This window comes from Paenibacillus hunanensis (genome assembly GCF_034055775.1).
GTDB lineage: Bacteria > Bacillota > Bacilli > Paenibacillales > Paenibacillaceae > Saccharibacillus > Saccharibacillus hunanensis.
In genome coordinates, this window is record NZ_CP139194.1 from 3,354,501 (window position 1) to 3,379,648 (window position 25,148).

15 protein-coding genes and 1 tRNA gene are annotated in these 25,148 nt (G+C 45.9%); 5 read left to right on the forward strand and 11 right to left on the reverse strand.

Features of this window, described 5'->3' with window-relative positions; translation table 11 throughout:
• Positions 1-34 precede the first annotated feature (34 nt).
• The gene (locus SK066_RS13520) at positions 35-532 is read left to right on the forward strand and encodes a GNAT family N-acetyltransferase (RefSeq protein ID WP_320541893.1); all 498 of its coding nucleotides are present in this window, start codon (positions 35-37) and stop codon (positions 530-532) included.
• A gap of 756 nt (positions 533-1,288) precedes the next feature.
• Positions 1,289-3,022 carry a cellulase family glycosylhydrolase gene (locus SK066_RS13525; RefSeq protein ID WP_320544885.1) on the forward strand — a complete coding sequence of 578 codons (1,734 nt, stop codon included), beginning with the start codon at positions 1,289-1,291 and terminating at the stop codon, positions 3,020-3,022.
• Between the two features lie 91 nt (positions 3,023-3,113).
• Here the strand turns inward: SK066_RS13525 and SK066_RS13530 are convergent, their stop codons facing one another.
• Together SK066_RS13530 and SK066_RS13535 are read right to left on the reverse strand one after the other, a co-directional pair.
• A complete protein-coding gene (locus SK066_RS13530; RefSeq protein ID WP_320541894.1) occupies positions 3,114-4,652 on the reverse strand; it encodes a TROVE domain-containing protein in 1,539 nt (512 codons plus the stop codon).
• Positions 4,653-5,451: 799 nt separating this feature from the next.
• Positions 5,452-5,516 (reverse strand) — tRNA-OTHER (locus SK066_RS13535).
• Positions 5,517-5,846: 330 nt separating this feature from the next.
• Here SK066_RS13535 and SK066_RS13540 point away from each other — a divergent pair.
• Entirely contained in the window at positions 5,847-7,142 is a 1,296-nt protein-coding gene (locus tag SK066_RS13540; protein WP_320541895.1) for a helix-turn-helix transcriptional regulator, read from the forward strand.
• Positions 7,129-8,037 (forward strand): WYL domain-containing protein, encoded by a 909-nt coding sequence (locus SK066_RS13545; protein WP_320541896.1) that lies wholly within the window; start codon positions 7,129-7,131, stop codon positions 8,035-8,037. Before SK066_RS13540 ends, SK066_RS13545 begins: the two co-directional genes overlap by 14 nt.
• A 507-nt stretch (positions 8,038-8,544) precedes the next feature.
• Here the strand turns inward: SK066_RS13545 and SK066_RS13550 are convergent.
• The 7 genes from SK066_RS13550 to SK066_RS13580 all read right to left on the reverse strand — a co-directional run bounded on the left by SK066_RS13550 (position 8,545) and on the right by SK066_RS13580 (position 21,287).
• Positions 8,545-8,817: a hypothetical protein gene (locus SK066_RS13550; protein WP_320541897.1), complete on the reverse strand. Its 273-nt coding sequence runs from the start codon at positions 8,815-8,817 to the stop codon at positions 8,545-8,547.
• A 142-nt stretch (positions 8,818-8,959) separates the two neighbouring features.
• A complete protein-coding gene (locus tag SK066_RS13555) occupies positions 8,960-10,864 on the reverse strand; it encodes a hypothetical protein (protein ID WP_320541898.1) in 1,905 nt (634 codons plus the stop codon).
• 21 nt (positions 10,865-10,885) lie between these two features.
• A complete protein-coding gene (locus tag SK066_RS13560) occupies positions 10,886-14,449 on the reverse strand; it encodes a DUF4132 domain-containing protein (protein WP_320541899.1) in 3,564 nt (1,187 codons plus the stop codon).
• A 227-nt stretch (positions 14,450-14,676) separates the two neighbouring features.
• Positions 14,677-15,855, reverse strand: coding sequence for a VWA domain-containing protein (locus tag SK066_RS13565; protein WP_320541900.1), 1,179 nt, complete (start codon positions 15,853-15,855; stop codon positions 14,677-14,679).
• Positions 15,856-15,891: 36 nt separating this feature from the next.
• Complete coding sequence (locus tag SK066_RS13570; RefSeq protein WP_320541901.1) at positions 15,892-18,531, reverse strand: DUF5682 family protein; 2,640 nt, start codon at positions 18,529-18,531, stop codon at positions 15,892-15,894.
• Positions 18,532-18,573: 42 nt separating this feature from the next.
• Positions 18,574-19,674 carry an ATP-binding protein gene (locus SK066_RS13575; protein WP_320541902.1) on the reverse strand — a complete coding sequence of 367 codons (1,101 nt, stop codon included), beginning with the start codon at positions 19,672-19,674 and terminating at the stop codon, positions 18,574-18,576.
• 302 nt (positions 19,675-19,976) lie between these two features.
• Positions 19,977-21,287 carry an MATE family efflux transporter gene (locus tag SK066_RS13580; protein ID WP_320541903.1) on the reverse strand — a complete coding sequence of 437 codons (1,311 nt, stop codon included), beginning with the start codon at positions 21,285-21,287 and terminating at the stop codon, positions 19,977-19,979.
• 531 nt (positions 21,288-21,818) lie between these two features.
• On the opposite strand from SK066_RS13580, the gene SK066_RS13585 reads away from it, so the two are divergent.
• Entirely contained in the window at positions 21,819-23,519 is a 1,701-nt protein-coding gene (locus SK066_RS13585; RefSeq protein WP_320541904.1) for a methyl-accepting chemotaxis protein, read from the forward strand.
• Between the two features lie 211 nt (positions 23,520-23,730).
• On the opposite strand, the gene SK066_RS13590 is transcribed toward SK066_RS13585, so the two are convergent.
• Both SK066_RS13590 and SK066_RS13595 read right to left on the reverse strand, forming a co-directional pair.
• Complete coding sequence (locus SK066_RS13590) at positions 23,731-24,321, reverse strand: NAD(P)H-dependent oxidoreductase (protein ID WP_320544886.1); 591 nt, start codon at positions 24,319-24,321, stop codon at positions 23,731-23,733.
• A gap of 199 nt (positions 24,322-24,520) precedes the next feature.
• Positions 24,521-24,952: a MarR family winged helix-turn-helix transcriptional regulator gene (locus SK066_RS13595; protein ID WP_320541905.1), complete on the reverse strand. Its 432-nt coding sequence runs from the start codon at positions 24,950-24,952 to the stop codon at positions 24,521-24,523.
• Between the last annotated feature and the right edge of the window lie 196 nt (positions 24,953-25,148).

A 25,148-nucleotide genomic window follows, 5' to 3' on the forward strand; every position in this document is an offset into this window, starting at 1 on the left:
TTCCATCTTTGTTGCGGATCAAAGGAGGTTTATAATGAATATCCATCTATTGGATTCCAGTCATGCGGAGGCGTATCGGAAGCTACGACTGGAAGCACTGGAGCAATACCCGGAAGCGTTTGCTTCGAGCTATGAAGAAGAATCAGCATGGCCGATTGATCGGTTTCATAAGCGTTTAAGTGCAGAGGATAAATTCACACTTGGCGCCTGGCTGGATGAGCTATTGATCGGTACAGTTACACTCATTCCAGAGCAAAAATCCAAGCTCAAGCATCGAGCGAACATCGTAGCGATGTATGTACGTCCAGAGCATCGCGGCTCCGGCATTGGTCGTCGGTTGCTTGAGCAGGCCATCGATCTAGCACGTGAGCTGGGCGGAATTGAGCAAATCTATCTGTCCGTGATGGCTCATAATGAGCCCGCAAAGCGTCTATACATGGCGCTCGGCTTTGAAGGCTATGGCAAAGATTGGCGTGCGCTCAAAATCGATGATGCTTATCACGATGAGGAGCTTATGGTGATGTTTCTTTAATCTGCATTTGTCTTAGATTCATATAAAGATGAGGGCAAGCAGCCAAAAGAACAGTATCATTCACTTGAAACAGATCGTAGACATAGCTCCAATGTGACATGCCGTATTGCTGGGCGCAGGAATGCGGCTTCACATGGCACGATACCGTCGTACATAAGTACAATTTGAGCGTTTAATTGATATCGGGCTAGATTCTATACAGGATAGTAAACAGGTATGATCAAGCACTGGGACGTGTAATGGAACAGAACATATTACCGTATAAAATGACCTTGTAGTTCTTGTAGTTCTTGTAGTTCTTGTAGTTCTTGTAGTTCTTGTAGTTCTTGTAGTTCTTGTAGTTCTTGTAGTTCTTCTAGCTCCTCTTAACGCTCCTGCTCCTCCTAATTCTTATCATTTTCATCGTCTCTCCTACTTACTTCTCTTCAACTTGCTTCATCTGTTTACTCTACTCTTCTTCACTTTCCCCTCTTCATCCAACTTCATTCATACACTCGTACACTCGCCTTCATAACTGCAAAATTCTGCATCCCATATTATCTCCTACCTACTACTCATCCCTACTCCACTTCTGCTAAATCATTCTCCATCTTCAATTTCCTATATATTATATATTTGTATGTTATATGGAAAATCACTAATTTCCACATGAATTTATCTGTAATTTTTTAGGTGTTATTTAAATAATTAGTATGATATTTTATAAATCAGAAAGCGCTTTCAATATTAAAAATAACGATGCCAAAGGAGAATATGATGACTAAACGCAGGTACAAAGCTTGGTTTTCCTTCACTATGGCTACCGCACTGTTACTCTCTCTTCTTCCTGCTTCATTCACCTCCGCAGCAAGCGCGGAAGAAACGGATCAGCCGCAAACTGCTGTCGCTGCTGCGGCTAACATGCAGTCTTATGTCGATGCGATGCAGCCGGGCTGGAATCTCGGGAACTCGCTCGACTCTGTCGGTGCAGATGAAACAGCATGGGGCAATCCACGTGTCACGCAATCCCTGATCAAACAAATCGCCGCGCAAGGCTACAAAAGTATCCGTATTCCTGTGACCTGGGATTCCCACATCGGTGCTGCTCCTAACTACACCATCGATGCTACTTACTTGAATCGTGTGGAAGAAGTCGTGAACTGGGCATTGAATGAGAATCTGTACGTTATGATCAATGTGCATCACGACTCCTGGGTATGGATTAGTAAAATGGAATCTCAGCATGATGCGACACTGGCACGGTATAATGCCGTCTGGACGCAAATCGCGAATCGTTTCAAAAATACATCCACCAAGCTAATGTTTGAAAGTGTGAACGAGCCACGCTTCACAGATGGTGGTACAACAGATGAAGGCAAGCAGCAACAGCTACTCGATGAGCTAAATGTGTCCTTCCACAAAATTTTGCGTAGCTCCGGTGGGCAAAATGCGACACGTCCACTCGTCCTATCCACACTCGAAGCATCGCCAACACAGACTCGTATGACGGCGCTGTACAACACAATGACCAGGCTTAATGATAGCAACCTGATCGCCACGGTGCATTACTACGGCTTCTGGCCATTTAGCGTCAACATCGCTGGTTATACTAAATTCAATAGCGAGGTACAGCAGGATGTGACGACTACATTTGATAATGTGTATAACACCTTTACTGCGCGCGGCATTCCAGTCATTCTGGGCGAATATGGCTTGCTCGGATTTGATAAAAGCACCGGTGTGATCGAACAAGGCGAAAAGCTGAAGTTTTTCGAGTATCTCGGTTATTACACCAAGCAAAAGAAAATCGCTACGATGCTGTGGGACAATGGACAGCATTTTGGACGCACTAGCTTCCAATGGTCAGACCCAGAGCTGTTCAATATGATTAAAACAAGCTGGAATACACGCTCCGCTACTGCGGATAGTGATCTAATCTACCTGAAAAAAGGAGCAACTGTGACAGATAAACAGATTAATCTGAATCTGAATGGCAATCAGTTCTCCTCCCTGAGTGCAGGCAATACGGTACTGCAACAAGGCACAGACTATACGATTAACGGTAATGTACTAACGATCAAGGCAAGCCAGCTCTCCAAGCTTACAGCTTCCGGTCAGCTCGGTACAGCGGCTACATTAACAGCCAAGTTTAACAAGGGGGTAGACTGGAAGTTCAAGGTTATTCTGTACTCTACACCAAAGCTGTCCAGCACACAGGGTACAACAAGCTCGTTTAGTATCCCGACTACATTTAATGGCGATCAGCTGGCGACGATGGAAGCAACCTATGCTAACGGCGGCAACGCTGGCCCGCAAAACTGGACATCCTACAAAGAGTTCGAAACAACCTTTAGTCCGAATTACAGCGGCAACTCGATCAAGCTCCAGCCTGCTCTGTTTAATGAAACACAGGACGGTGTCGTTAATCTGAAATTCTACTTCTGGAGCGGTGAAACGGTAACGTATAAAATTACGAAAAATGGTAGTAACGTAACCGGAACAGCTTCTTAATTTGATTATTAAAAAAGCTCGCACCCATCAGATTAGATAGGTGCGAGCTTTTTGCAATGCTAGCAGGTTATCATTGTATACGTTAGGACAATTACAAGGAATCCACTTCCAGCTCAATCTGCTGTACCGTGTTCACCATTCCACCAAAGCCTCGCGACGCCTGCGCGATAAATGACAACACGGTATCACTCCAACCATATACATAGAAAGTATTCATATCCTCCGGTGGTGTCATCGCGCTACGATAAGGTGCGATATCGATAATGAACGCTTTTGCATCCCGATTTACACTATGACGATACGTTTGCAGCTCTCTATAAAATGGACTACCTGTATTTTGCTGCTCATCCGTAATCATAATAATCTGGTCAACCTTATACTTTTGACGGATCAGTTCGCGCACTGGCGCTCCTGTATCTGTACCGCCACGTGCATGAATGCGTTCGGCTTGCTTCATAATGCTCTCGTTATGCGAAGGGCATGCATCCTGCACCAGTGTATCAAATGTCCAGAATAGCGAGTTACCGCTCGTTTTTTTATACAGCGCAAGTGCAAAGATCGAGCCAGTCTGCAAATATTCTCCACTCATCGAACCGGAAATATCGAGAAAAATAGCTGTTCGTCCTGGCATGCTTGGCAAATTATTAAAGCTCAGCTCTACCGCCTCGGCAAGAATATTACGCAGCTCCGGCAACTCCATCTCACGGTAGGCACGTGCAAATCGGAATGGTAAAATTTTCGCCTTACGCAATGCTTCAATATCATGCAAACGAGAACGGATATAGTCAATATGTTGTGTTTTCAGCTTGCGTGCTTTATGCGTACCTGCCCCGTTGAATACACCCTGACGATGCAATGTATTCAGATGACGCAGCAGTGCAAAAGCAGGCATTTGCTGCATGAGTTCAATCCAAACGCGTCGGCTTGGTTGAAGTGTGCTGGTGACCGTTTCATAGGGTAGCTTACCTGCACGAATCTGTTGCAGGCGCTCCTCGTCTGTTTTTGCCTGTTTGAGCTGTTCCAGTGCTTGTAGCTGTGGAAGACCTGTCAAATCGGCGTTCTGTCCACATAAATAGCGATATAGCTGGCGTTGCTGCTCGTTCTGCGGCTTTGGATGTGCAGTCGCGATGACATCGCCAAGACTGAAGCCACGACCGCGACCATTGTATTTGAGCGCCCAGTATTCGCTAACTCCAGCTAGGAAACGGTTCACCTGACGCTTCACCGCACGTCCTCCCTGTCCACGTCCCATTCCACGTAAAATGGTCAGAAAATCAGCCAGATCCGACGGAATACGCACAACGCGGTCAAATACAGCGGCAAATAGATCAGGACGTGCTTTGGACAATAATGCTAATCCAAATAATGGCTGCATCCGCATAAAGCCTTCGTTACGAGCAAATACTAATGCACGTGCCATAAACTCGGCGTCCAGTTCCAGCATCATCTCATGCATACTACGCGCTTCAGCGATAAGCTGATTGCTATCCGCATAAAATGTATTGGCAAATGTATTGGTCATCAGGAGCTGAATATACTCCTCTTCTACGCTGCGATTGTAAGCTTTATACCCTTCACGGTTAGAGATGGATGGGGTTGGACGGTCGAATAATTTTTTAGCCTGGCTCATGATCGTTCCTCCTTTTTTACGGGTGTTGGATTGGTTCGTTTACGTTAGGTAATTGAGGCTGGTGCCGATTCTGGTGCTTATCGTTGTTCATAATCCTACTTATGTTGTTGATATTCACATTTATCATGGTAGAGCTTAGTTGGGTTATTTTCTTGATTGTGTTACTCTGTGCGATGCCTTGCAGGTTCTATCCGTTTATAATGTGCAGGCGAGCTGGTCATCGCAAGCTGATCATCCCATAGCGTTCGGTTAATGCTCATTTCATACTCAGGATGATGAGAGGCATTTCTGTATAGTGGATGGCGAGCGTTCGGTTTACTTCGTTTACAGCTTAGTATGTGCTTATCTGTATTTGCTACTTTTCCTTAATAGTTACTCTTCATTTAAAATTCTTTTATACGTTGTTACTAGAATTAAAAATAGTATAATTTATTGCTCGTTATGATATTTGGTAGTATTACTTATGTGCCTTGCTATATACGCTACAACTCATCCACTATACAGAAATACTCTTATCCTACATGCTATAAAATCATATCCGAGGAAAAGGGTGGAAAGGTTTTTTACCGCTCTACCACTGAGCTATTCCGCCATGAACGGCGGAAACCGGATTCGAACCGGCGACCTGTCGATTAGATTCGAAGTAACCCTTCCAGGCGCCTCGGATATGGATGTATTATTTTTCAAAGATATAGAATGATGCTCATAACTCTTGAGATTCACAATGATAAGGAACATATCCGAGGAAAGTGGTGAAAAGGTACGGTACCGCTCTACCACTGAGCTATTCTGCCATGAACGGCAGAAGCCGGATTCGAACCGGCGACCGGTCGATTAACAGTCGAAGTAACCCTTTCAGGCGCCTCGGATATGTTGTTCGGTGCACTGTGTGGTGCACCGTTCCTTTGTTGAACCTATCTTCTCATGGATGCGATGACATCAACAGGGCGAAAGTATGGCGAATTGCTGATTATATAAAAAGATGAAATGTAGACCGCTTCATATTCTATAATCTGGAGTGTTCGGATTTCTTCTACAGGCAGAGCGTCATTCAAACTGTACCAGCTTGCCTCGCATCAAGTCGGCTATCGATGCAGACTAGCTACTTTGTCAATTGATGCTACAATATAACAATAGCTTAATGAAGTAGTACAGATATAAAAGCAAGATGTGCGAGTTAGGAGGCCAATCATCATGGCAAAAGAAAGTTTTGATAAAGAAATTCAGTTTCTCCGTCTGCTCGCGTTAACTGGAGATGCGTTTGATCGTCAGCAGTTTGCTGGGCGACTGGGGATTTCTGTACATACATTTGATAAAACGATTCGGCGGCTCAAAGAACTTAATGGTGAGAATGATCTGACCGAGCTATTCGGATATCGCTATACAGATTCTGCTGAGCCGGTGCTGATGTTCTTATTCCGTGCCAAATCAATGAAGGAATCGGAAAGTCGTCGCCTTCCGATCTTGCTGACAGCATTACAGCAGCAAGCTCATACAGCATCCGAGCTACTGGAGCTATGCGATGAACAGCTTGCCGATTATGCCCCAGCACCGCCAGATGAAAAGACGATTCGCTCTGATCTGCGATATCTGGAGGAAATCGGCGTGGTGCGGCGTGAGCCAGGCGGACGACCGTATCGCTACCGACTTAATCATGATCTGATCGAGCAGCTATCTGTGGACGAGCTACTGGATGTGTATGAATTTGTCGATGTGATGGCACATACACGTATTCCATCCGTACAGGGATATCTACTGCGCGATAATCTGAAAATTGCTCTACGCGCAGCTATTTCCGAAACGGATTGGGATGACGCGCTGTTAGAGCCATTTTGTTATCGCTACCATTATGAAGCGCGCATTCTGGATGAAGCTCATCTCTCTGCGCTATTAAGTATGGTGGAACAGCAGCGGTACGTCTCCTTTCAATATTATTCGCCAAGTCGTAAACGCACCTATGGGGCGCGCAGTACGAATCCGTTATTTAGCAGTGGACAGGAGCAACTGCGCAAGCGTGTCTTACCCGCACGCATCATTTACGATCATCAGTATGGACGCTGGTATCTGCTCGGTACACTTGAAGGTGGACGGATCGTCAAATTCCGAATGGATGGAATCGTTGATATCGCTGGAGAAGAAGTAGTTGAATCCACTCTATTTCAGGAGCGTCGCGCTCGTGTTGATAGCAAAATTCGTTATAGCTGGCTCGTGGATACAGGTGATGTGGTCAAGGTAAAGGCTCGCTTTTTCAAGCCAGATACGCAGTATGATTTTATTCGTGAACGCGTAGCTATGCAGGGACAATGGGGAAGCATTACCGAAGAGGATGAGACAAGCTTTATATTTGAGATTGAGGTGAATGGTTGGGTAGAGATTCGACCGTGGCTACGTAGCTTTGGTTCCTCCTGCGAGGTACTGGAGCCTGTTGGACTGCGTAACTCATTGATTGAGGAATGGAAGGAGCTGGCTGGTTACTATGAATCCATTTGAAAAAATTTTCAGCTATCAGCTTGCTTCCCGGCTGGAGGAACAACAGATTTTCACATTGACCTCACAGGAGCGATCCTGGCTCAAGCTGATGCTGTCCAGTACAGCGGCAGAGCTGGCATTGGAGGAATCGACACTGAATCGTTTGCAGCAACGACTGGAGCACGATGAGGTGCCGAGTGTACACGAGGTTATCGTCGAAAAGGCAGCTTCTAGCCAGCATACTGACTTCCCTGAACTGCTCATTCCACTTCGTCGAATTATGCGGAAGCGGCAAGGCGTTCTACTCCAGCGTCATAACAAATACGGGCAACATATGAATCCAGAGCTTGGTGTACCCTGGAAGCTCGAATATTCGGCAGCACGTCAGGAGTGGTATATGTACTGGTTCAACCTGCACCGTTCTGCACCGATGACAACGCGTCTCAAGCATATGTATAAAGTCACCGAACAATCGATAACAGAGCAGCAATATGATGCGGTCAGCCAGCGAATGGAGCGACATATGCAGACCGAACGGCATGAGATCGCGATTCAGGTACTGCCTATTTATAACAAGGAGCTTACACGTATTTTGCATGCCTTCTCCTGCTTTGATAAACGCGTGCGCTTTGATGAACAGGAGCAGTCCTATTCAATCTATGTGCGATTTACGAATAGCGAACGGGAATATGTGCTGAATCGCCTGCGCTTCCTCGGCAAACGCGTCCAAATTATAGAGGGCGATGACTTCAAACAGCGTATGCAGGACACTGCCCTTCGCGCACTGGCGCGTTATGGAGTTACACCTGTGCCTGTACCCGATGGGGATGCTCCGTCGGAGCATAATGAGCAAAAATGGTCGGAGTCTGATGCACTGTCCACAGCGGCTACCGATTCATTGAATGATGAGAAATAGATGAATCGATGCGGCATGAACTGAACATTGAAGGCAGGCTTGTATTAGGGTGCTATAGGATAGCACAGAGGATGCGTTAAGATATGTAGGATCAATATCTAAGATATCTGCTCTGCGCTAGAGTCGATCTGCGTAAAGATAAATCACCATACGTATTCATACGTAGGCACAACAGTCCATGGTAAAACGATACATTTTCTTGAATCATCCTCTGTGTAGTTTTCCTTTGCAAAAGTAAACCGTGTCATACTGCTTTGTTGGGTGAATGTGAGCACATGAGTAATTAAAAATACTTTGTTATGTACTTCATCCTTCTTTGCTTACAACAGAAAAGGAGATACGGCGATTATGTCCGTATCTCCTTTTTGGCTATTCTTTAGATGATTCGTTATTTTGATTACACCAGTACTAATTCGATTACACTAACGTTGTTTCTATTGCAGTAGCGTTATTTGTATTGCAGTAAAGTTATTTCTACTGCATCCATGTTATTTTGCATTAACCATTTTATATCGCCATTTTTGCATAAGCTGCCAGACGGAAGAAGTTTCCGATCCATTCCTCCGGCTCTGGCTCAGATGGCTGAAAGGTATACTGACGAATATGCTCAGCTTGCCTAGTTAACAGCTCTACCAGTGTATCCATACCTAACCGCTGGGCAGAACGGATTAGACGCTCCAGCTCTGGCAGATCGTCCAGCCGCAGCTGTGCCAGACCACGTAGTAATACACTATCTAACCACGAGGTCAGCTCGGATAGTAGTTGTTCAGCCGGATTCATGACACTACCTCCCTACACCTCTATCTAGTCTATAATCTATACCTATCGCATTCTATTGATCATTAAATAGAAATCACACAGATATGCCTTATCGATCATTATTTCAGCTAACCAAGTAGAGCACGGCTACCTAATCGAGTCTCTACAACTGATCTAGCAGCAAATTCAGCATACGATCCTCTTGTAGAAAGCTAATAGGGTAAAACTGACGTCCATCTGTCTGCACAAGGGCTCGGAAATGCTCCAGCTTACGAATCGCTTCACTACGCTCCACGCGCTGTAGCTGCTGGCGCCATTCGGGATGATCAAGCAGTGTGAATGCCAGCAGCTCTCCTGCTTCAGTTATCACGTTTATTTGTGTAGTTTGAGATAAACGGTCGAATTGGATAGATTCTACTCGAGCGATAGCTAGCATCAATAACTGTCTAATATTTTCACCAAACAAAGATGGCTGTATAGCTAGTGTCCTGGTCGCACTCACCATAGAATCAGCATCAGCACCCAGCTCATAGGAAGCAAAATCGAGAGCCTCTACAGGCTGACGTGGCTGTTCTTCCAGAGCTCCAACCTCTCCTGTCGACAAACGATGATCTCGATTGATCTTCACCATACGGAATGACCACTGTCCACGAATGAATCGCTGTAAGGATAAGGCATGGCGCCATGCTACAGACTGTTGATACTGTTTTTCATAATTAAATGTAGTGGATTCATAATATACCGGACGCGTGTCCGTATACGTGTAAATACGCCGCTCAGTCGGGCAATATAAATAGCAGGTAATGCCCCGATACCCCGACCGCGTTTCCCAGGGCTCGGCACCGATGCCATACAGGTCGAGCTTTGCTACCGTATAATATTTGCTACGGAAGCTCCCTGCCAAACGTGCACGCTGAGCAGCACCAATCTCCTGCTGCCATGCTTCCAGATAAAGGTATGCCTCCATCAGACGTGTGCGTAAAATTCCTATTTGAAAACGCACATGGCGAGCAAAAAACAACTCTAGTTCTCCCTGAATCCCACGTAACAGTAGCTCCAGATTAGGCATCCCTTCACTTCGCGCTGTAATCGCTAGCGTTTCCAGACGAGCAGTGACCGTTTCTGGTAATCTTGCCAGTCCGGTTAGTAGCATTTCACGAAATAGTTGCTGGGCTTCCTCAAGCACCTGCGGATGATCGGAGAACGTGTACATATGCTGTTCTAACGATAGCTGGTCATCGATCCCGTGCTGCTGACGATAACGAAGCAGTGCCTCCAATCGGTAAATAGGGGCATCCTTTGTTTTCACAGAGCACAGTGCTGCTGCTGGATCAGCCTTATCACGTTGAAACGAAACATCCACCCCTGTACGCTCTAAACGTACGGTGAGCAATGTATCGTGTGTTACTTTAATTGACTCCTGTAACCCAAGTCGAAAATCCACTTCTTCCAGCTGGGCATGAGTAAAGCCGCTTAATAGCTCCGATAATGGCTTATCTGTCATCCAGGCGAATCCGTTGGAAACAGAGGCTGGGTTTGCTGGGTTTGCTCGTTCTGATGGATCGTTGGTATCCGATTGATGTGCAGACGCGGTATCATTTGCGATATCTATAGTAGCTTCATTCTGCTCATCTTCGACTTCTACACCAGATGCATCCGACAATTTTCCAGCACCAGCACCAGCACCAGCACCAGCACCAGCACCAGCACCAGCACCAGCACCAGCACCAGCACCAGCACCAGCACCAGCACCAGCACCAGCACCAGCACCAGCACCGATCAAATGGTGACGCTGTTCATACAAAATAGCAATTAATATATGCTTACATAGCTGCTCAGCAGGACAATTGCAAGTACATCGCTCCATATCGTCGGTCAGCTGCACGATATGCTCATCACTCAAAATGCATTGTACAGCTTCTTGCTCCGTCCACGTATATTGTACGGTTATGCCTTTATCGATATCTTTATTTGCCCGATTATAGAGCCCTTTGTTGGCATACCGGATCAGATAATCCTCGGTACAGCCATCGATAAAAGTATTCAGGCGTGTCACAAAGGACTCCATCCTCGCATTCACCTCCAGCGTCTATTCATCTGCCTGTCCTGTCGCGCGCAAAATATCATATACCGTTTCGCTAAACAAACGAGCTGGTACATCCTTCAGAAGCAGGCTGGTATCATTGGAATAATCCTTATACCATGTGCTTTTATCTTCGGTAGGCAGGAATCGAAGCCTTTCCAGCGTAACATCGTCCATGCCTTCATAATAACTGATGCTTGCGCCACTGAATTCCAGCTCAGCCACGATACCGTCATATTGCTTGAACAATTCTCTGTAAAAGCCCCCATCCTCTGCACGTCCCTTGTACCAGCCATAGCGTTCCAATGCATTCGGGAAGCCAGTTGGCGAGTACTCCTCCTTGGGCAGTCCTGCCCACTCACGCTCGTTCTCCTGTTCCTCTTCAAGCGTATACGTACGGCGATCCAATTGCTTGAACGGCTGCATGATCTCATAGTCCTCAAGCTGACTTTTCCAAGCTGCAATCTGCTCACTTGATAGCTCTAATGGATGTACGAGACCAATCTGCATTTCATCTATCAATTCGTATTCATCCTCATCGACAGTGTTAAACGTTCCATCCTCCATGTACCGGAATGTATCTGTCAGCTCATCATTTTTATATACGCCCCATACAAGACTAATCGCAAATTGGCGCATAATAATGTTATCTACAAATAACGCTTTCCATTCTTCACTCGTCCACAATCTACGTTTGGATAGCGATTCCTCCAAACGCTGTGATTGTAGTGTTACCATCGTTTTGAGGTCTTTTTTGAGCTGTGTAAACGTAGCCTTGGCTGCTTTTGCCAGCTCAGGATCATCCTTCTGATTGGCAGCAGGTAGACTTTTAGCTGCTTTGCCTGTCTCTTCATTGATCACACGTAGCTGTAGATCCATTCCCACCTTAATCGTAAAGGTACGCTCGCCATAGCTAAGCTGCATTTCGCCCTTATCATTCAGACCAAGTGTAGTGACAAGGCGGTCAGCAAGCTGCTCTGGTGTCAGATTCATATTTTCAGCCGCAAGCTGGAGAGAGTCGATCGCCGCTGTTTTGACCTGACGATTTTTGATTGTACGAGATAGCTTATCGATGAGCATAAGTGCAGCTGGATCAGCAAGGTAGGCCAGCACACGTACCGATTCTGCGGCAATGGCACCACGGCTGTTCTCCGCCCACTCTTTAATCTGACCACCCAGTAGACTGATCAGACGACGATCACCGAATAGAGCTGCGAGGTATAGCACCCATTTCTCCTTCGCAGGTGCCCCCTGTTGAATCCATGCTTCCACCAGACCAGCGGATAGATCGGCCAGCGATGACGTCGATGCGTACTGCTCCACCTCACGCAGACGCTCATTCGGTGCACTATTGTAGTCGAGCGATTGCAGTAATAGATAGCGCTTGAGATTCGCATTATTCTCCAGCTTTTCTCCATTGATAGACGTTAGCTGGGGTAGCTGATCCACCGGTACCCACTCGATACTTTTCAGCTTTTTGACATCTGCGTGCTCTGCGAGTGCAGCATGAGCGACATCTGGAGTTTGATCCGCAGTATCAATCAACACTTGCAGCAAGGAACGGGACGCTTCGGACTTTTCTTTTTTCAATAACTCTTCAAAAATATTCCGTGCATCCGGCAAGCTACGAATGGCATTCAGTACCATTTCTTTAATGCTCGCCTTCTTCTCCAGCATATAGATAGCCGTATACAGCTCGGCACTCGCAAGACGGGCGAACTCCGAGCGGGCAAAGCCACTAATACGCTTAGAGCTATCTCCCATACCCAGACTGAGCACCTGAGCCACCTTCTTCGTATCCAGCGATTCTTTCAGTAACGTGTCAATCACAAGCTCACGTCCATCAACTAGCAGCTTGTTATATTGCTTCAGCACATGATCCACATCGCCTCGAATCAATGTGCGGTATTCCTGCTCTGGAATCCAAACATAATAATATTCCTGATGTCCTTGTAGCAATAGCATTTCACTCAGCAAATGATCCGTATCAATATCAGGATCATTCCGATAAGCTTCCAGTACCTGACTCCCTTTGAAAAATGGCGAACGATATAGATTAGATAGCACATTCATCGTAATCACATCCGGCTGTGTGATCAGAATAAAAAAGCGCTTTACTAATTCTGACTCAGCAGGCAAGTATGATAGTACATACATCATTTTAAATAGCTTCGGATCAGCGTTTTTCCCTGACCATAACATACGCATTTGTTGATCACGGTGCATACTATCTACTCTGAATTCGCCACGTAAATACTTTGCCAGCTTGTGTCCAGCACCATTGCTCTCGTGCTTATCCTCCAGCGCCTCAAGCACATATTGCTCCAGCAGGGTATTGTCCTGTTCCAGCTCTCCGATATCCATCAGCATTTTAAGAAGCAATACACGAATAAAAGCACTGTTACTGAGCTCATAAGCTCGTTTGGCACGCTCTGGATTAGCAGCTATAGCCGATCGGATGGCTTGCCATGCGACTGAATGTTGAGATTGCGTACGAATAAGCTCTAACAGCTCAAATGGCTCATCCAATGGTAAAATACCTTCCAAAGCCGTATTAGCTTTTGTATTGCGCGCTTCCAGCTGCATTAACGATTCACGAATCTCCAGTGGCAATGCTTCATGCAATGCGCGTAGTGTATCCAATATCGCTGTAACTGTGGGGTCTTGCTGCTGGAGTAGCTGCGTTTTACCACCATATAGCTTCAGCAGGTAGAAAAAGACGATATTCACATAAGCTAGCACACGATAACGATCTTCACGTTTAATTTGACTCGCCACCTGAGCAAAGGGGTGCTCTGGAAACATTTTGTTCCAGACTGCCTCGCGTCTTGCCTGTAGCCAGTCTTCCTTGAGATCCAGCTCACTTGGATTATCTTTACTTTGCGTTGTGGTCGGTAACAGAAATACCAATACTTTAGTCAGTTCATATTCAAATGTGGATTGATTGTGCGTCATCAAAGCTTGTAATAATGGTGGCAATTTATCGATCAATGTATTTATGTAAGCCGGATTATGCTTGCTATAGTAGCGCATTAATAACAAGAGTTGAACAGAGTGATCCAGGCGTGATACAAGCTCTGACTGGTGTTTAGGCTTGGCATCCGGTGCATAGAGATGACTTTTGGATATCAAAAATTCAAATGCGCGATGTATCACCTCTTCGCCACTATAACGAGCAATCAATCCGAGCACTTGCACCGCGTGGTCTTCATTTAACTGAGAGGTGGAATTCCCTGCCAATGTAGCATTCTTAATGCTTTCTCCTAGCATCATCTCCATCACATACCAGTTACCATAATAAAAATGATTCCAATCATTCGATACATATAGTACCAGAGCAGCAGCACGGTAGAAAGCATCCCCATATTTCTTTTTCGAAAGCTTCGATAACGTATCCATCGTGAGGTACGAGCGAATATTAGAACTCCGCATCATATCTGGCAGTTGATCCGTCTCACCTGTAATAAAATCGAGTATTGACTTGGAACGGTCAGTCGTTTTGGAATATTCCTCCGAGAAATAAGTAGCAAAGCGCTCTAATAAAGGATCAATCGTTTGAGAAATAGACATGATATGTCCTCCTGTTATCAATAGGATAGGGTGATAGCTCATTTCGTATGAGCATGTTATCTTTTGATCTGAAATATAATCTAGAATTCATTCAATGGGTCATGTCGTTTACAACTTAGAACTTAGAACTTAGAACTTATTAAAAATCTACGTACTTTCCTTGCAACATCAACCTGCTTAGGTATAAATGATTCTACAACTTCCCCTCCATTCATCTATATTGCTTACTACCGTATAATCTCACCAATCCATTCTGCTAGGCGATTGGGAGTAATCGCAGCCACATTCGCTCCCATATCCGTAAGCCTGCGTGCAGCGTTACGATCGTACACTGCTGTACCTTCATAATTCAGTGCTGGCAGTACAATCAAGCGGCTTCCTGCATCCAAAATATCCTTACATGCCGCATACATGCTTTGAATCGGATAACCTTCCTCCAGGTCGCTAACCAGCACGACAATCGTTCGTGCCGGATTCTCAATCAGCTTTTCACTATAGCGTAGCGCCTTGGCGATATGTGTACCGCCGCCAAGCTGAACACTCATCAGTAGATCAACCGGATCTTCAAGACGGCCGCTCAGATCAACCACCTCGGTATCAAAAATGATCAGATGCGTTCGCAATGTCTCCAGTCGATAGAAGATACTCGCCATCACCGCGCTATAAATGACCGAATCCATCATACTTCCACTCTCATCCACAGCGATCACAATATTCCAGCGATTATGCTGCTGTAGATTGCCATCAAAGTAGAGCTTATCAATAACGAGTCTGCGCCGATCACGATCATAATTTTTCAAATTACGTTGAATCGTTTTTTTGAAATTCAGATTGCGAAGCGAACGTGTACGACTCGCGGTATAGCGATTACGTTTCCCTATAATACTGGCTCGTACTTCCTGCTCTAGCTGGCGCCGAAGCTGCTCGACTACCTGCCTGACGATCTCACGCGCACTACGCAATATTTCGCCCTTCATGCGGCCCTTGAACTGCATAATATTTTTGAGCAACGCCATATTAGGCTCCATCGATTCTAATACCTTTTTATCAAATAAAATCTCACTCAAGCCATAGCGATCCAATGCCTGCTTTTCTAGAATTTCGACCGTTTCGCTTGGAAACAGGCGGCGTACATGATCCAGCCAGCGCGGCACCGTCAATTGCGAATCGCCGCGCCCTCCACCACGTCCTCGCTCCCGGTATCCTTGCGCTTCTCCATATTCACGATCATATAGATAACCGAGCACCTCATCTAGCTCTTGATACTGAAAGTGATCAGCGTCATAACTACCCCCACCCGCCTCACGGAGTGATTCCTCTGCTGCTTCACCGAGCAGTAAACGCCATCGATTCAGTGTCTGGCGATTCTCCTGCTTCTCTGTCCCTTGATCTGACGGATTCGTCATGCTGTTCCTCCTTTCTCCACCGAGTTCCACAGCCAGCTACAGTAATCCCCAGCGTGCTAGTTCCTGTCGGATCGCCTTATCTGTCGCCTGTGCATGTAACAATACTTCCTCATCTAGCCCCGGTTCATCCAGTGCCTGCTCAGATTCACCCAATAGCTCCGCAGCACGCGTAGCAATCGTTCGGGTCTCGGCTGGTGTGAAGAAGGTAAATGCCATTCTTAGCTCGGGAATCATACGTACAAAGTCATCATGTGATAATCGTGCTAGCATACTATTCAGCTCGTTCAATAGCTCCTTATCATACAAAAAAGCATCTCGCGCCGCTGCAAATACACCCTGCAAGTAAGCAGCTGTATGCGCCATTTGCTGAGGCGTTCCGCGCATATAGCTTCTAGCTCGATCTGTGATCTCTGAAGCTGGCAGCATACCTGCTCGAGATAAGATCGCGACCGATACTCCTTCCAGAGAAGCAGGTAATCCCGTTCGCTCTAATAGCTCTTGCAATCGATCATATAGCGGCTCGGATGCAAAGCTGGCAGTGCCTGTCATCGCAAGCATATGTAGCTGCTTGAGCGACTGCACAACCTGCGACTGGTCATCTGGATGCACATGCTCCAGTGTATCCATAGCAGCTACTGTGTGCTGATAGGCTTCCTCCAGCAACTCTGGCAAGCCTGCATCGCCCTCTAAACCTAACAACCGTCGATGCTCATACATACGCTCTAGCAGTACAAGTGCCTCGGATAAAGATAAAAAGCTACCATCCTGACGCAAAGCTCGCCGTGTATGCTGGAGCAATCCATCCACACTATGCTCCAATCCCATAAGCAATGCGCGCAATAACCAGCGTGTTGCCTGTCCGCTATGCTGCTCTGGAAGCTCTGCAACAATCGTTTCCAATCTTCGAGTCGCGGCGGCGGCGATTGTACCGCCATAGATCGAATTTTCAATCAAGCGTGCCTCGGTAAATGAAGAATACGAATACGTCCATGTCTCGCGCATCAGATTAATATCGCGATAAGCTACCCAATCGGGGCCGGATTCAAATACAGCTAGCTCTGTACCGAGAAAAGTCATGCAATGAAAAAGACGGCTGATCTGCCGATGTTGCGGACGCGTGTACAGATCAAGCACCTTTTTGTGTCGACCGGTAAATTGTAGCTTGAGCTTGCAAGCTGTTGCCTGCTTTTTAAAGTCCTCTACAATCGGGACAGCAAATGGATTACTTGCCACTTCGCCGATCTGGTTGCCTGTCAGTAGCTGCTGTAGTCGTTGAAGGGGCTGCACAGCGACCAGCGTCTGTTCGCCTTTAATAAAGCAGGACGTCACACCATCCAGTAGCTCATATACACTGCCCTCCGGCTTGCCGCGAATAGCAGCCAGACCTTGCAGCATACTATACGCTTCAATTGCATCGCTGGTGGACACTTCGGCTTCGCCTTGACGCAGCTCTTTCATTAATAACGATAACAAGCGAATCGCCGTCTGCTGTCCCGGCTGTGCGATGCCCTTTTGCATCCTGGTCCATACCTCATCATAGTAGGCAACATAGGGCATTCCGCTAGCATAGCCATTGAGCCGATCGGCTTCCTCGAAGGTGTATACCATCGGATAGATTTGCTCCTTGATCGGCTTGGCTGGCTGATTACGCTTACTACCCTGCTTCGATATTTTGGTTTTGGTAGTAATACGAGTAGGTGATACGATGTCTTGCTGTGACGGATTCTTTCGAGCTGTGATAGAGCTTGCATGTACATATTGTTCTTCTTGCAGCTCAAGTAATCCCAGTGTATGAAATCCCCCCGTGATAACCAGCACCCGTTTATATTGCTGGCGCGCCGCTTCAATATGCTGTAGCATATGTCGCTCGCGTGCCAGCGTGCCATCCTGCTCCAGCTGCTCTGATGTATAGCATAGTCTGGATAGCGAGCAATACAGAAATATTTCCTCAATATAATGTTCGGTTACCGCATTCGTAGCTCCCGCTTCAAACCAGCGATCCCACAGCTCATCAAAGCTTCGACAATGCAGCGCCGTACATAATCGATGCATAAACGACGAGCTTGTTAGCAACGTCTCATCCTGATACGAGTTTCCTTGTTCAGTAGCATGCTCCTGTGACTTCTCATCCTCTGATTGCTGTTCCTTATGTAGCGTTTGCGGAGCACGATAATTCAGATCGATAAACGAAGCCTTGATTCCTCGTCTTGCTGCTTCACAGATCGCAATATATTCCGGTGAACACGCAAGCATGGGAAAATAGAATGCACCTCGTTCTTCTCCCTGCTCATATGTATAGTACAGACTGACCGGTGTTCGAGTCGCTGGATCAGCCAGTACCGGAATCAGCGGATTGCCCGCTTCCGGGCCTTCGATCAAAATGACCTCTGGCTCATACTCAGCAATCGTCCGCAATAGATGATGCGAGCAGCCCGGACTATGATGCCGAATCGGCATATAAAGTACTCCTGCCTCGCGATTAAACACCTGCTGTCGAAACAACTGCTCCAGCCACTGCCGCTCATCCGCAGTCGTCAATTGAAGATCAACTAAACTCTCATCCGACTGTACATCAAGCAAAGTATCGTCTAATCGTGCTGCACCTTCATTTGATATAGAAGCGCTCACTGATTGATCGGATTGCTGTTGATTGGGTTGCTGCGGTACACCATTCATCACTATTCACCTCCATACTGCAATCGGTATAGCTTGTAGCGATCAAATCCATTTTTTAGCTTCATAGTAAGCTGCCCAGATCGGATCCTGTCCTGCACGCTCCTTCACGACTCTGGAAAAATAGGTTTTGAGTGCACCCAGATCCTTTTCATCTTCTTTTGCCACCGTACCGAGCATATTCTGTACAAGTCGATCCATCGTTACGCCACCATTTTCATAATAATAGGAGGTCATTGCGCTCTGTACATAGACGGATACCGCTTCAGCTGTACTCATCACGGATTGGGGAATATCGATCTTATAGCCTTCTTTTGTTTTGCCTGTGCGAAGCTCCATAAAGGTCGTTGCCAGCAGCTCTACCACTTCACGCTCTACTGGAATATCAATACCGCTATGCAGCAATAAATTATGCGCCTGTGCCTCGATAATCTGAGCTTCCATTTTTACATTACCAATCGGCTTCACCGTCTCAAAGTTAAAACGACGCTTGAGTGCGCTACTCATCTCATTTACGCCTTTATCGCGAATATTGGCAGTTCCGATCACATTAAAGCCCGGCTTGGCAAATAACACACCGCCATCCAGCTCAGGAATATTCATCACTTTATCACTTAAAATACTGATTAGACTGTCCTGCGCTTCGGACGGACAGCGTGTAATTTCTTCAAATCGGGTCACTACGCCATGCTTCATACCATGATAGAGTGGAGACGGTACAAGCGCCTGCTCAGAAGGTCCTTTATCCAGCAGCATCGCATAATTCCACGAATACTTGATCATATCCTCGGTCGTACCTGCCGTACCTTGAATCGTATTGGTGCTTGTACCGGAGATCGCGGCTGACAGTAGCTCGCTTAACATCGTCTTCGCTGTTCCCGGCTCGCCGACTAGCATCAGTCCGCGGTTACCCGCTAGCGTAACGATCGCGCGCTCGATCAAAATATCATTCCCATAAAACTTCCGTGTGATCGGCACCTGTTCTCCGTCAAGCAAAGCAGGTCGATCCCGTCCAATAATAAAATCTCGTATGTATGCAGGTGATAGCTGCCAGTTCGGTGGACGCTTCCCTCCATCCTCCTGACGTAATGCCTGTAATTCCTTATCATAAAGCACCTCGGCAGGCGGCTTCATCATCTCATTCATGACCATACTCCCCTCCAGTAACAAGATCATATGTTCCCTTTTTTTGCTCTTATTCTACCATATCTAACATGGCAAAGCGAATAACAGCAAGCGTTCGCTACAAAAATAAGCCAAAAGACCTGAGGTATTTTCCATTTTTATACTGAATCGCTATGGGTGATCACTTGAGCATGGAATAAGCACGAACAGTAGCATAATAAAAAAAGGCTATCGAACGCACCCGATAGCCTTTTCAACACGATATCCAGTCTCATTTGATTTTAATAGTACACACCCAACTTTTCTTTTATTTCTCCATGCTCTTAGCTTGTCGATTCCGTACGCTCTGATACCTGACCGATCAACTTTTTCTCCAGCCCCGGCACATACATCACCAGAAACACAGAACGCCCAACCGCAAATAACAGAAAGCTGATCCATAATCCATGATTACCATACAGTGGCACTAGAATCCAGCATGCAACCACATACAGCAGCAAAGCCAGCAGCATCGAGTTACGCACAGGCGCTGTTAACGTCATACCCGTGAAAATACCATAAAACACCAGACCAAAGCCTGCACAGATCGGAAATAACAATAACCAGCCATTATAAGCAAGCGCCAGACTGATCACTGCTTCGTTATCGCTAAATAGACGAACAAATAGCTCGCGTCCCGCTCCATAAATGAGCGTAAGCAGTAGTGCTGTGAGCAACGTCCATGTTCGTGTGAGCTGCAAGCTGCGGCGAAGCAAGTCTGAATCTCCAGCCCCCTTTGCCCGTCCAGCATAGATCGAGCTTGCATTCGCAAATCCATCAAAAAAGTATGCCATCATATAATGCAGCTGAATTAGAATTGAATTCGCTGCTAGTAGCTCCGGTCCAAACGCAGTGCTCTGTGCGGTGAAAATGTTGAACATCGCCAGCAGACAAATCGTGCGTACAAGCAGATCTCCATTAGCACGGAACATAGGCAGCAGACTACTCCATGCAAACAGGCCCTTCCAGCGAACAAGCGCCATCTGCATATAAGGAGAACGCCATACAAACCATAATCCTGCAATCAGGGCAATGCCTTCCGCAAATAATGTGGCTGCTGCTACACCAGCTACGCCAAAATGTAACCCTTGTGCAAACCAGATCGCTAGCGCCATATTCAGCACATTCATCGAAATTTGCACGATCAGGGTCTGCCGAATATGCGACATGCCCATTAACCAGCCAATCAATACATAGTTAAGCAGTGTAATTGGTGCGCCCCAGATGCGAATATGAAAATAGACACCTGCCCAGTGCGCAACATCAGCATCTGGACGCATCAACCATAATGCTCCTTTAAAGATCGGCACCTGCAAAGCGATAAAACAAAGTCCGATCACCAGCGCAATCGCCAGCGGACGAAGTAAATCATCCGCTCCTGCACGTAGATCATCCTTGCCTCTCGCCTGTGCTGCAAAGCCCGATGTACTTACTCGCAAAAAGCCAAACAGCCAGTACATCGTATTAAAAATCAAAGTCCCGATCGCCGTTCCACCTAGATAGGCTGGATCGAACAAATGCCCAACGACAGCTGTATCGACCAGACCGAGTAACGGAGTCGTAATTGTAGACACAATCAGCGGTAAGCTGAGCATCAAATAATCACGATGTGTGGGTGAATGCTGCTTGATGATGATATTCAGCTCCCTTGCTTAAACATATGTAAAGAGACAATCCATACCGAGTATACTCGAATTCTTTTCATTCGACAAAAAAATTATGATTTCTTTAATAATTAGACATAGATGTACAAATTGTTACAATTCCTTAACCAAAACTATAAACTTTCTTAAAATTTTACCGAAATATGATCTAATCACGAGTGATATTTAATGTTTATTAGTAATATAGTCATGATTCCTTTCGACTACAACTGTTTAATGATGGTTGTAATGATCTTAATTATTTCTTCATAATTAAGATGTTTCCATAAAAAAATGCACCGCTAACACCGATATATGTCCAGAAAGGAGTTCATTTCCATTTTCTATACATTGACATCTACCCTCATTGATCAGAGCGCTCATATCAATGAATGATGACAGATATGTATTATATTTTATATGACTCATTTAACCTATCATTATTTATTGCTTGATTCATTTTATAATTGGAGCTGATCATTCTTGAAAAATATATCAGTGAGAACAAAAATCCTAATTTTTATCGTTATCAATCTACTTATTATGGCCGTACTCGGCATCAATAGCTTTACCTCAACTAGCCGTATGGCTAATCTCGCCTCAGATATGTACACCAAGCATCTAAACTCCATCGTTTTATTTGATCAAAACATTTCTAATTATAGCTTAAATGAAATTCGCTTACTGCGTATGCTGGATGGCTCCTTCAATGAAAGTCAGTCCGAGCTAACTCAAAAAATCAATGCCACGACTCAAAACACGGATCAAACGTATGCTATTTTAGATAAAATCTCATTTGATCAAACGAACAAAGCTTTATACGACAAAGTCAAAGCGGCAGATGCACGCTTTGATGCTGCTCAACAAAGTATGATTGATGCAATCAGCAAAAATCAAAAGGAGGCAGCACGTCAGGCCTATGGCGATCTACGCACCATTCGTTTAGAGCTTAGTGCAGATACAGATCAGCTTCGGAAAAATATGGTCACCGGAGCAAGTGAGAGCAACGCCAATGCAGATGCTACATTTAAGCGCTCTATGATCACGGTAGGAGCTATTCTGGCAGCAGGGCTTATTCTCGCCCTGATTATTGGACTGTGGATTGTCAGTCTGATCGCGAAGCCGCTTCGCCAAATTCAGGACTTGATGGGTCGCGCCGCTGAGCAGGATTTTACGGTCATGTCTACGTACGAATCCAGAGATGAGATTGGTAAAGTCTCGGCTGCATTCAATACGCTCGTCACTAACATCCGTAAATTGATCAAAAACATTGATGAAAGTGCCCTGACGCTCTCTGCTTCCTCCGAGGAGCTTACAGCGAGCGCCGATCAGACTGCACGCGCTTCTTCGCATATCGCGTCTTCGTCTGGCGAACTTTCGACTGGCTTCAATTCACAAACAACGACCGTTATTCAGGTCAATGAGGCTATTAATCAAATGGCTGGTCGTATGAGTGACATTGCTGGCTCCGCTTCCAGTGTGGAAGGTATGACAGCTACGATGAAGCAAACCGCTGCACAGGGTCAGCAAGAGGTTAGTGGGATTCAAACCCGTATTCAGAAGCTCTCTGGAGATATTCATGATACATTGCAAGTGCTCACCAATCTGAACGGCAAGTCCGAGCAGATCGGCTTCGCCTCTTCTGCTATTCAGCAAATCGCTCGTCAAACGAATCTGCTGGCACTCAACGCTTCAATCGAAGCTGCACGTGCAGGTGAATCCGGTCGCGGCTTTGCCGTCGTTGCGGATGAGATTCGTAAGCTGGCTGAAAGTGCTGCCGATGCATCCACAACGATCAGCAGCTTGATTGAGGATGTACAGGCAGAGAGCAATCATGCTGTAGAGCAAATTCAGGAATCAGTAGAAAGCGTGCAGGCAAGTGTAAGCAGCAGTCAACAGGTTAGCGAAGCGTTCACCGCGATCGAGCAATCGGTTCTGCATACAGCAGAGCAGGTGAATGTAGCAGGTCAGCTGATCCGTGATACGAATACACAATCCCAATCGATCGCTGAAGCGATGGAGCATCTGAGTGCATTATCCCAGCAAGGGGCTGCTGGCATTGAAGAGATGAATGCCGCAAGTGAAGAACAATTGTCCACAATGGAGGATGTGGCTTCGTCTGCACGTCACCTGTCCACGCTTGCTGAACAGCTGCAACAGCTTGTCGCTAACTGTAAGGTATAATGATCGCATTAGATTCGCAGATTGATGTGAATATCGATTAGGCAAGTGGATACCTATGCCTAGCTTGATCGTACCTCATAATTATAGATTACCACTGTGGTTTACCATACGATGCAAACGCCAAACAGCCAGCTTTCTCTAATCTAGTGGAGGAAGCTGGCTGTTTGTTAATGACATAATGCTTGTACGCATCGTACTCCGTATACGCGCGTTATGCGTGTGGGAACAATTCTTTCACTGTCGCATTCACTTGGCTCAAAAGCTGCTCATACCCTGCTGCATCCAAATAGCCAATACTGCCCAGGAATAGATGCCCTACTGCTTCGATACCGACAAAGCCGAAAATTCCTGCATCCGTTGTCATTCGCATCCCTTCCGTCATGCCGATCTGATCATAGATATCATTCGGCGTACCGTGGGTGCTGATCATAAAGCCCTGTTTGCCCTTCAGTAGCTGTACAACACCAGTTTCATCCGACGCATAAGCAAATCCATAGGAAAATACACGATCCACATAGCCCTTCAAAATTGCAGGTAACCCCGCCCACCACACGGGATAAATAAATGTGATCACATCCGCAGCACGAACATACTCCTGTTCTGTCTGAATGTCTGCTGGTATATGGCCTGCACGCATCGCTTCACTATCCTTCGGTGTGAATACCGGATCAAACTGAAGTGCATACAGATCACGTACGACCACCTCATGCCCCTGCTCTTTCAGAGCATGCACCGTTGTTTCGAGAATAGAATGATTCAAGCTTTGTGTATTCGAATGAGCGTAAACGATCAAATGCTTCATTGTCCATTCCTCCATAAAATAAGATATAAAAATAAGCATAGACGATCCTCATCAAAATATAGACATCTATGTATTTCACAAAAAAATATAGCCTTATGACCCCAATAGCATCTCGATCACACTCGATCCATTTCGCGAACACTGCATCTTGTCAGATTGGTTCACTTCCAAACAAATTCAGGAGCGACAAGCGCCTCGCCTAACGCTCCGAAACTCTGTTTAAAATAACAGCAAGCATCTGCTCTAGCTGCTCCTGCTGCTCTTCTGTAAATCCGTCATATACAGCTGCATTCACAGTCGCGGAAATACGATGAAAAAGCGGCTCCAGCTCTCTTCCCTTTTCAGTAAGATAAATGAGTGTGATGCGGCTATCGTCTTGACTCTTTACACGCTCGACATAGCCCAATCGAGCTAATTTATCGACAAGTACCGTGACGGTTGGCTGTTTGCGATGAATCTTCTCTGCTAGCTCTTTGACAGAAAGTCCATTTTTTTGATACAGAAACACTAGAATATCACCATGTGAGGGTACAATTCCTTCAACACCATGTTGCTCTAGCTCAAAAACAATAAGTCGATGCAGTTCATCACGAATTTTACTAATGATCGATGTGGCATAATATTTAGGCATGCACTCATTATACATAGACATCTATTCATTTGCAAGGATATGTTCTTTATTTAGCAACCAAATCTGATATCGTCGAGGCTGCTAGCAAGGAAGAGAGGTAAAATCATAAGCTATTCTTTACCTTCTCTACATCTTTCTATAATTCATCATACCTATTTATGTATACAATTTGTTTATGCATATCGATCGGTGCATA

Coding starts and splice junctions, on each gene's coding strand:
- SK066_RS13545 (WP_320541896.1), top strand. CDS start 7,129: ATGAATCCATTTGAAAAAATTTTCAGCTATCAGCTTGCTTCCCGGCTG.
- SK066_RS13580 (WP_320541903.1), bottom strand. CDS start 21,287: ATGCTCAGCTTACCGCTGATTGTGTCTACAATTACGACTCCGTTACTC.
- SK066_RS13540 (WP_320541895.1), top strand. CDS start 5,847: ATGGCAAAAGAAAGTTTTGATAAAGAAATTCAGTTTCTCCGTCTGCTC.
- SK066_RS13520 (WP_320541893.1), top strand. CDS start 35: ATGAATATCCATCTATTGGATTCCAGTCATGCGGAGGCGTATCGGAAG.
- SK066_RS13525 (WP_320544885.1), top strand. CDS start 1,289: ATGACTAAACGCAGGTACAAAGCTTGGTTTTCCTTCACTATGGCTACC.
- SK066_RS13555 (WP_320541898.1), bottom strand. CDS start 10,864: ATGGAGTCCTTTGTGACACGCCTGAATACTTTTATCGATGGCTGTACC.
- SK066_RS13560 (WP_320541899.1), bottom strand. CDS start 14,449: ATGTCTATTTCTCAAACGATTGATCCTTTATTAGAGCGCTTTGCTACT.
- SK066_RS13570 (WP_320541901.1), bottom strand. CDS start 18,531: ATGAATGGTGTACCGCAGCAACCCAATCAACAGCAATCCGATCAATCA.
- SK066_RS13530 (WP_320541894.1), bottom strand. CDS start 4,652: ATGAGCCAGGCTAAAAAATTATTCGACCGTCCAACCCCATCCATCTCT.
- SK066_RS13565 (WP_320541900.1), bottom strand. CDS start 15,855: ATGACGAATCCGTCAGATCAAGGGACAGAGAAGCAGGAGAATCGCCAG.
- SK066_RS13590 (WP_320544886.1), bottom strand. CDS start 24,321: ATGAAGCATTTGATCGTTTACGCTCATTCGAATACACAAAGCTTGAAT.
- SK066_RS13575 (WP_320541902.1), bottom strand. CDS start 19,674: ATGAATGAGATGATGAAGCCGCCTGCCGAGGTGCTTTATGATAAGGAA.
- SK066_RS13550 (WP_320541897.1), bottom strand. CDS start 8,817: ATGAATCCGGCTGAACAACTACTATCCGAGCTGACCTCGTGGTTAGAT.
- SK066_RS13595 (WP_320541905.1), bottom strand. CDS start 24,952: ATGCCTAAATATTATGCCACATCGATCATTAGTAAAATTCGTGATGAA.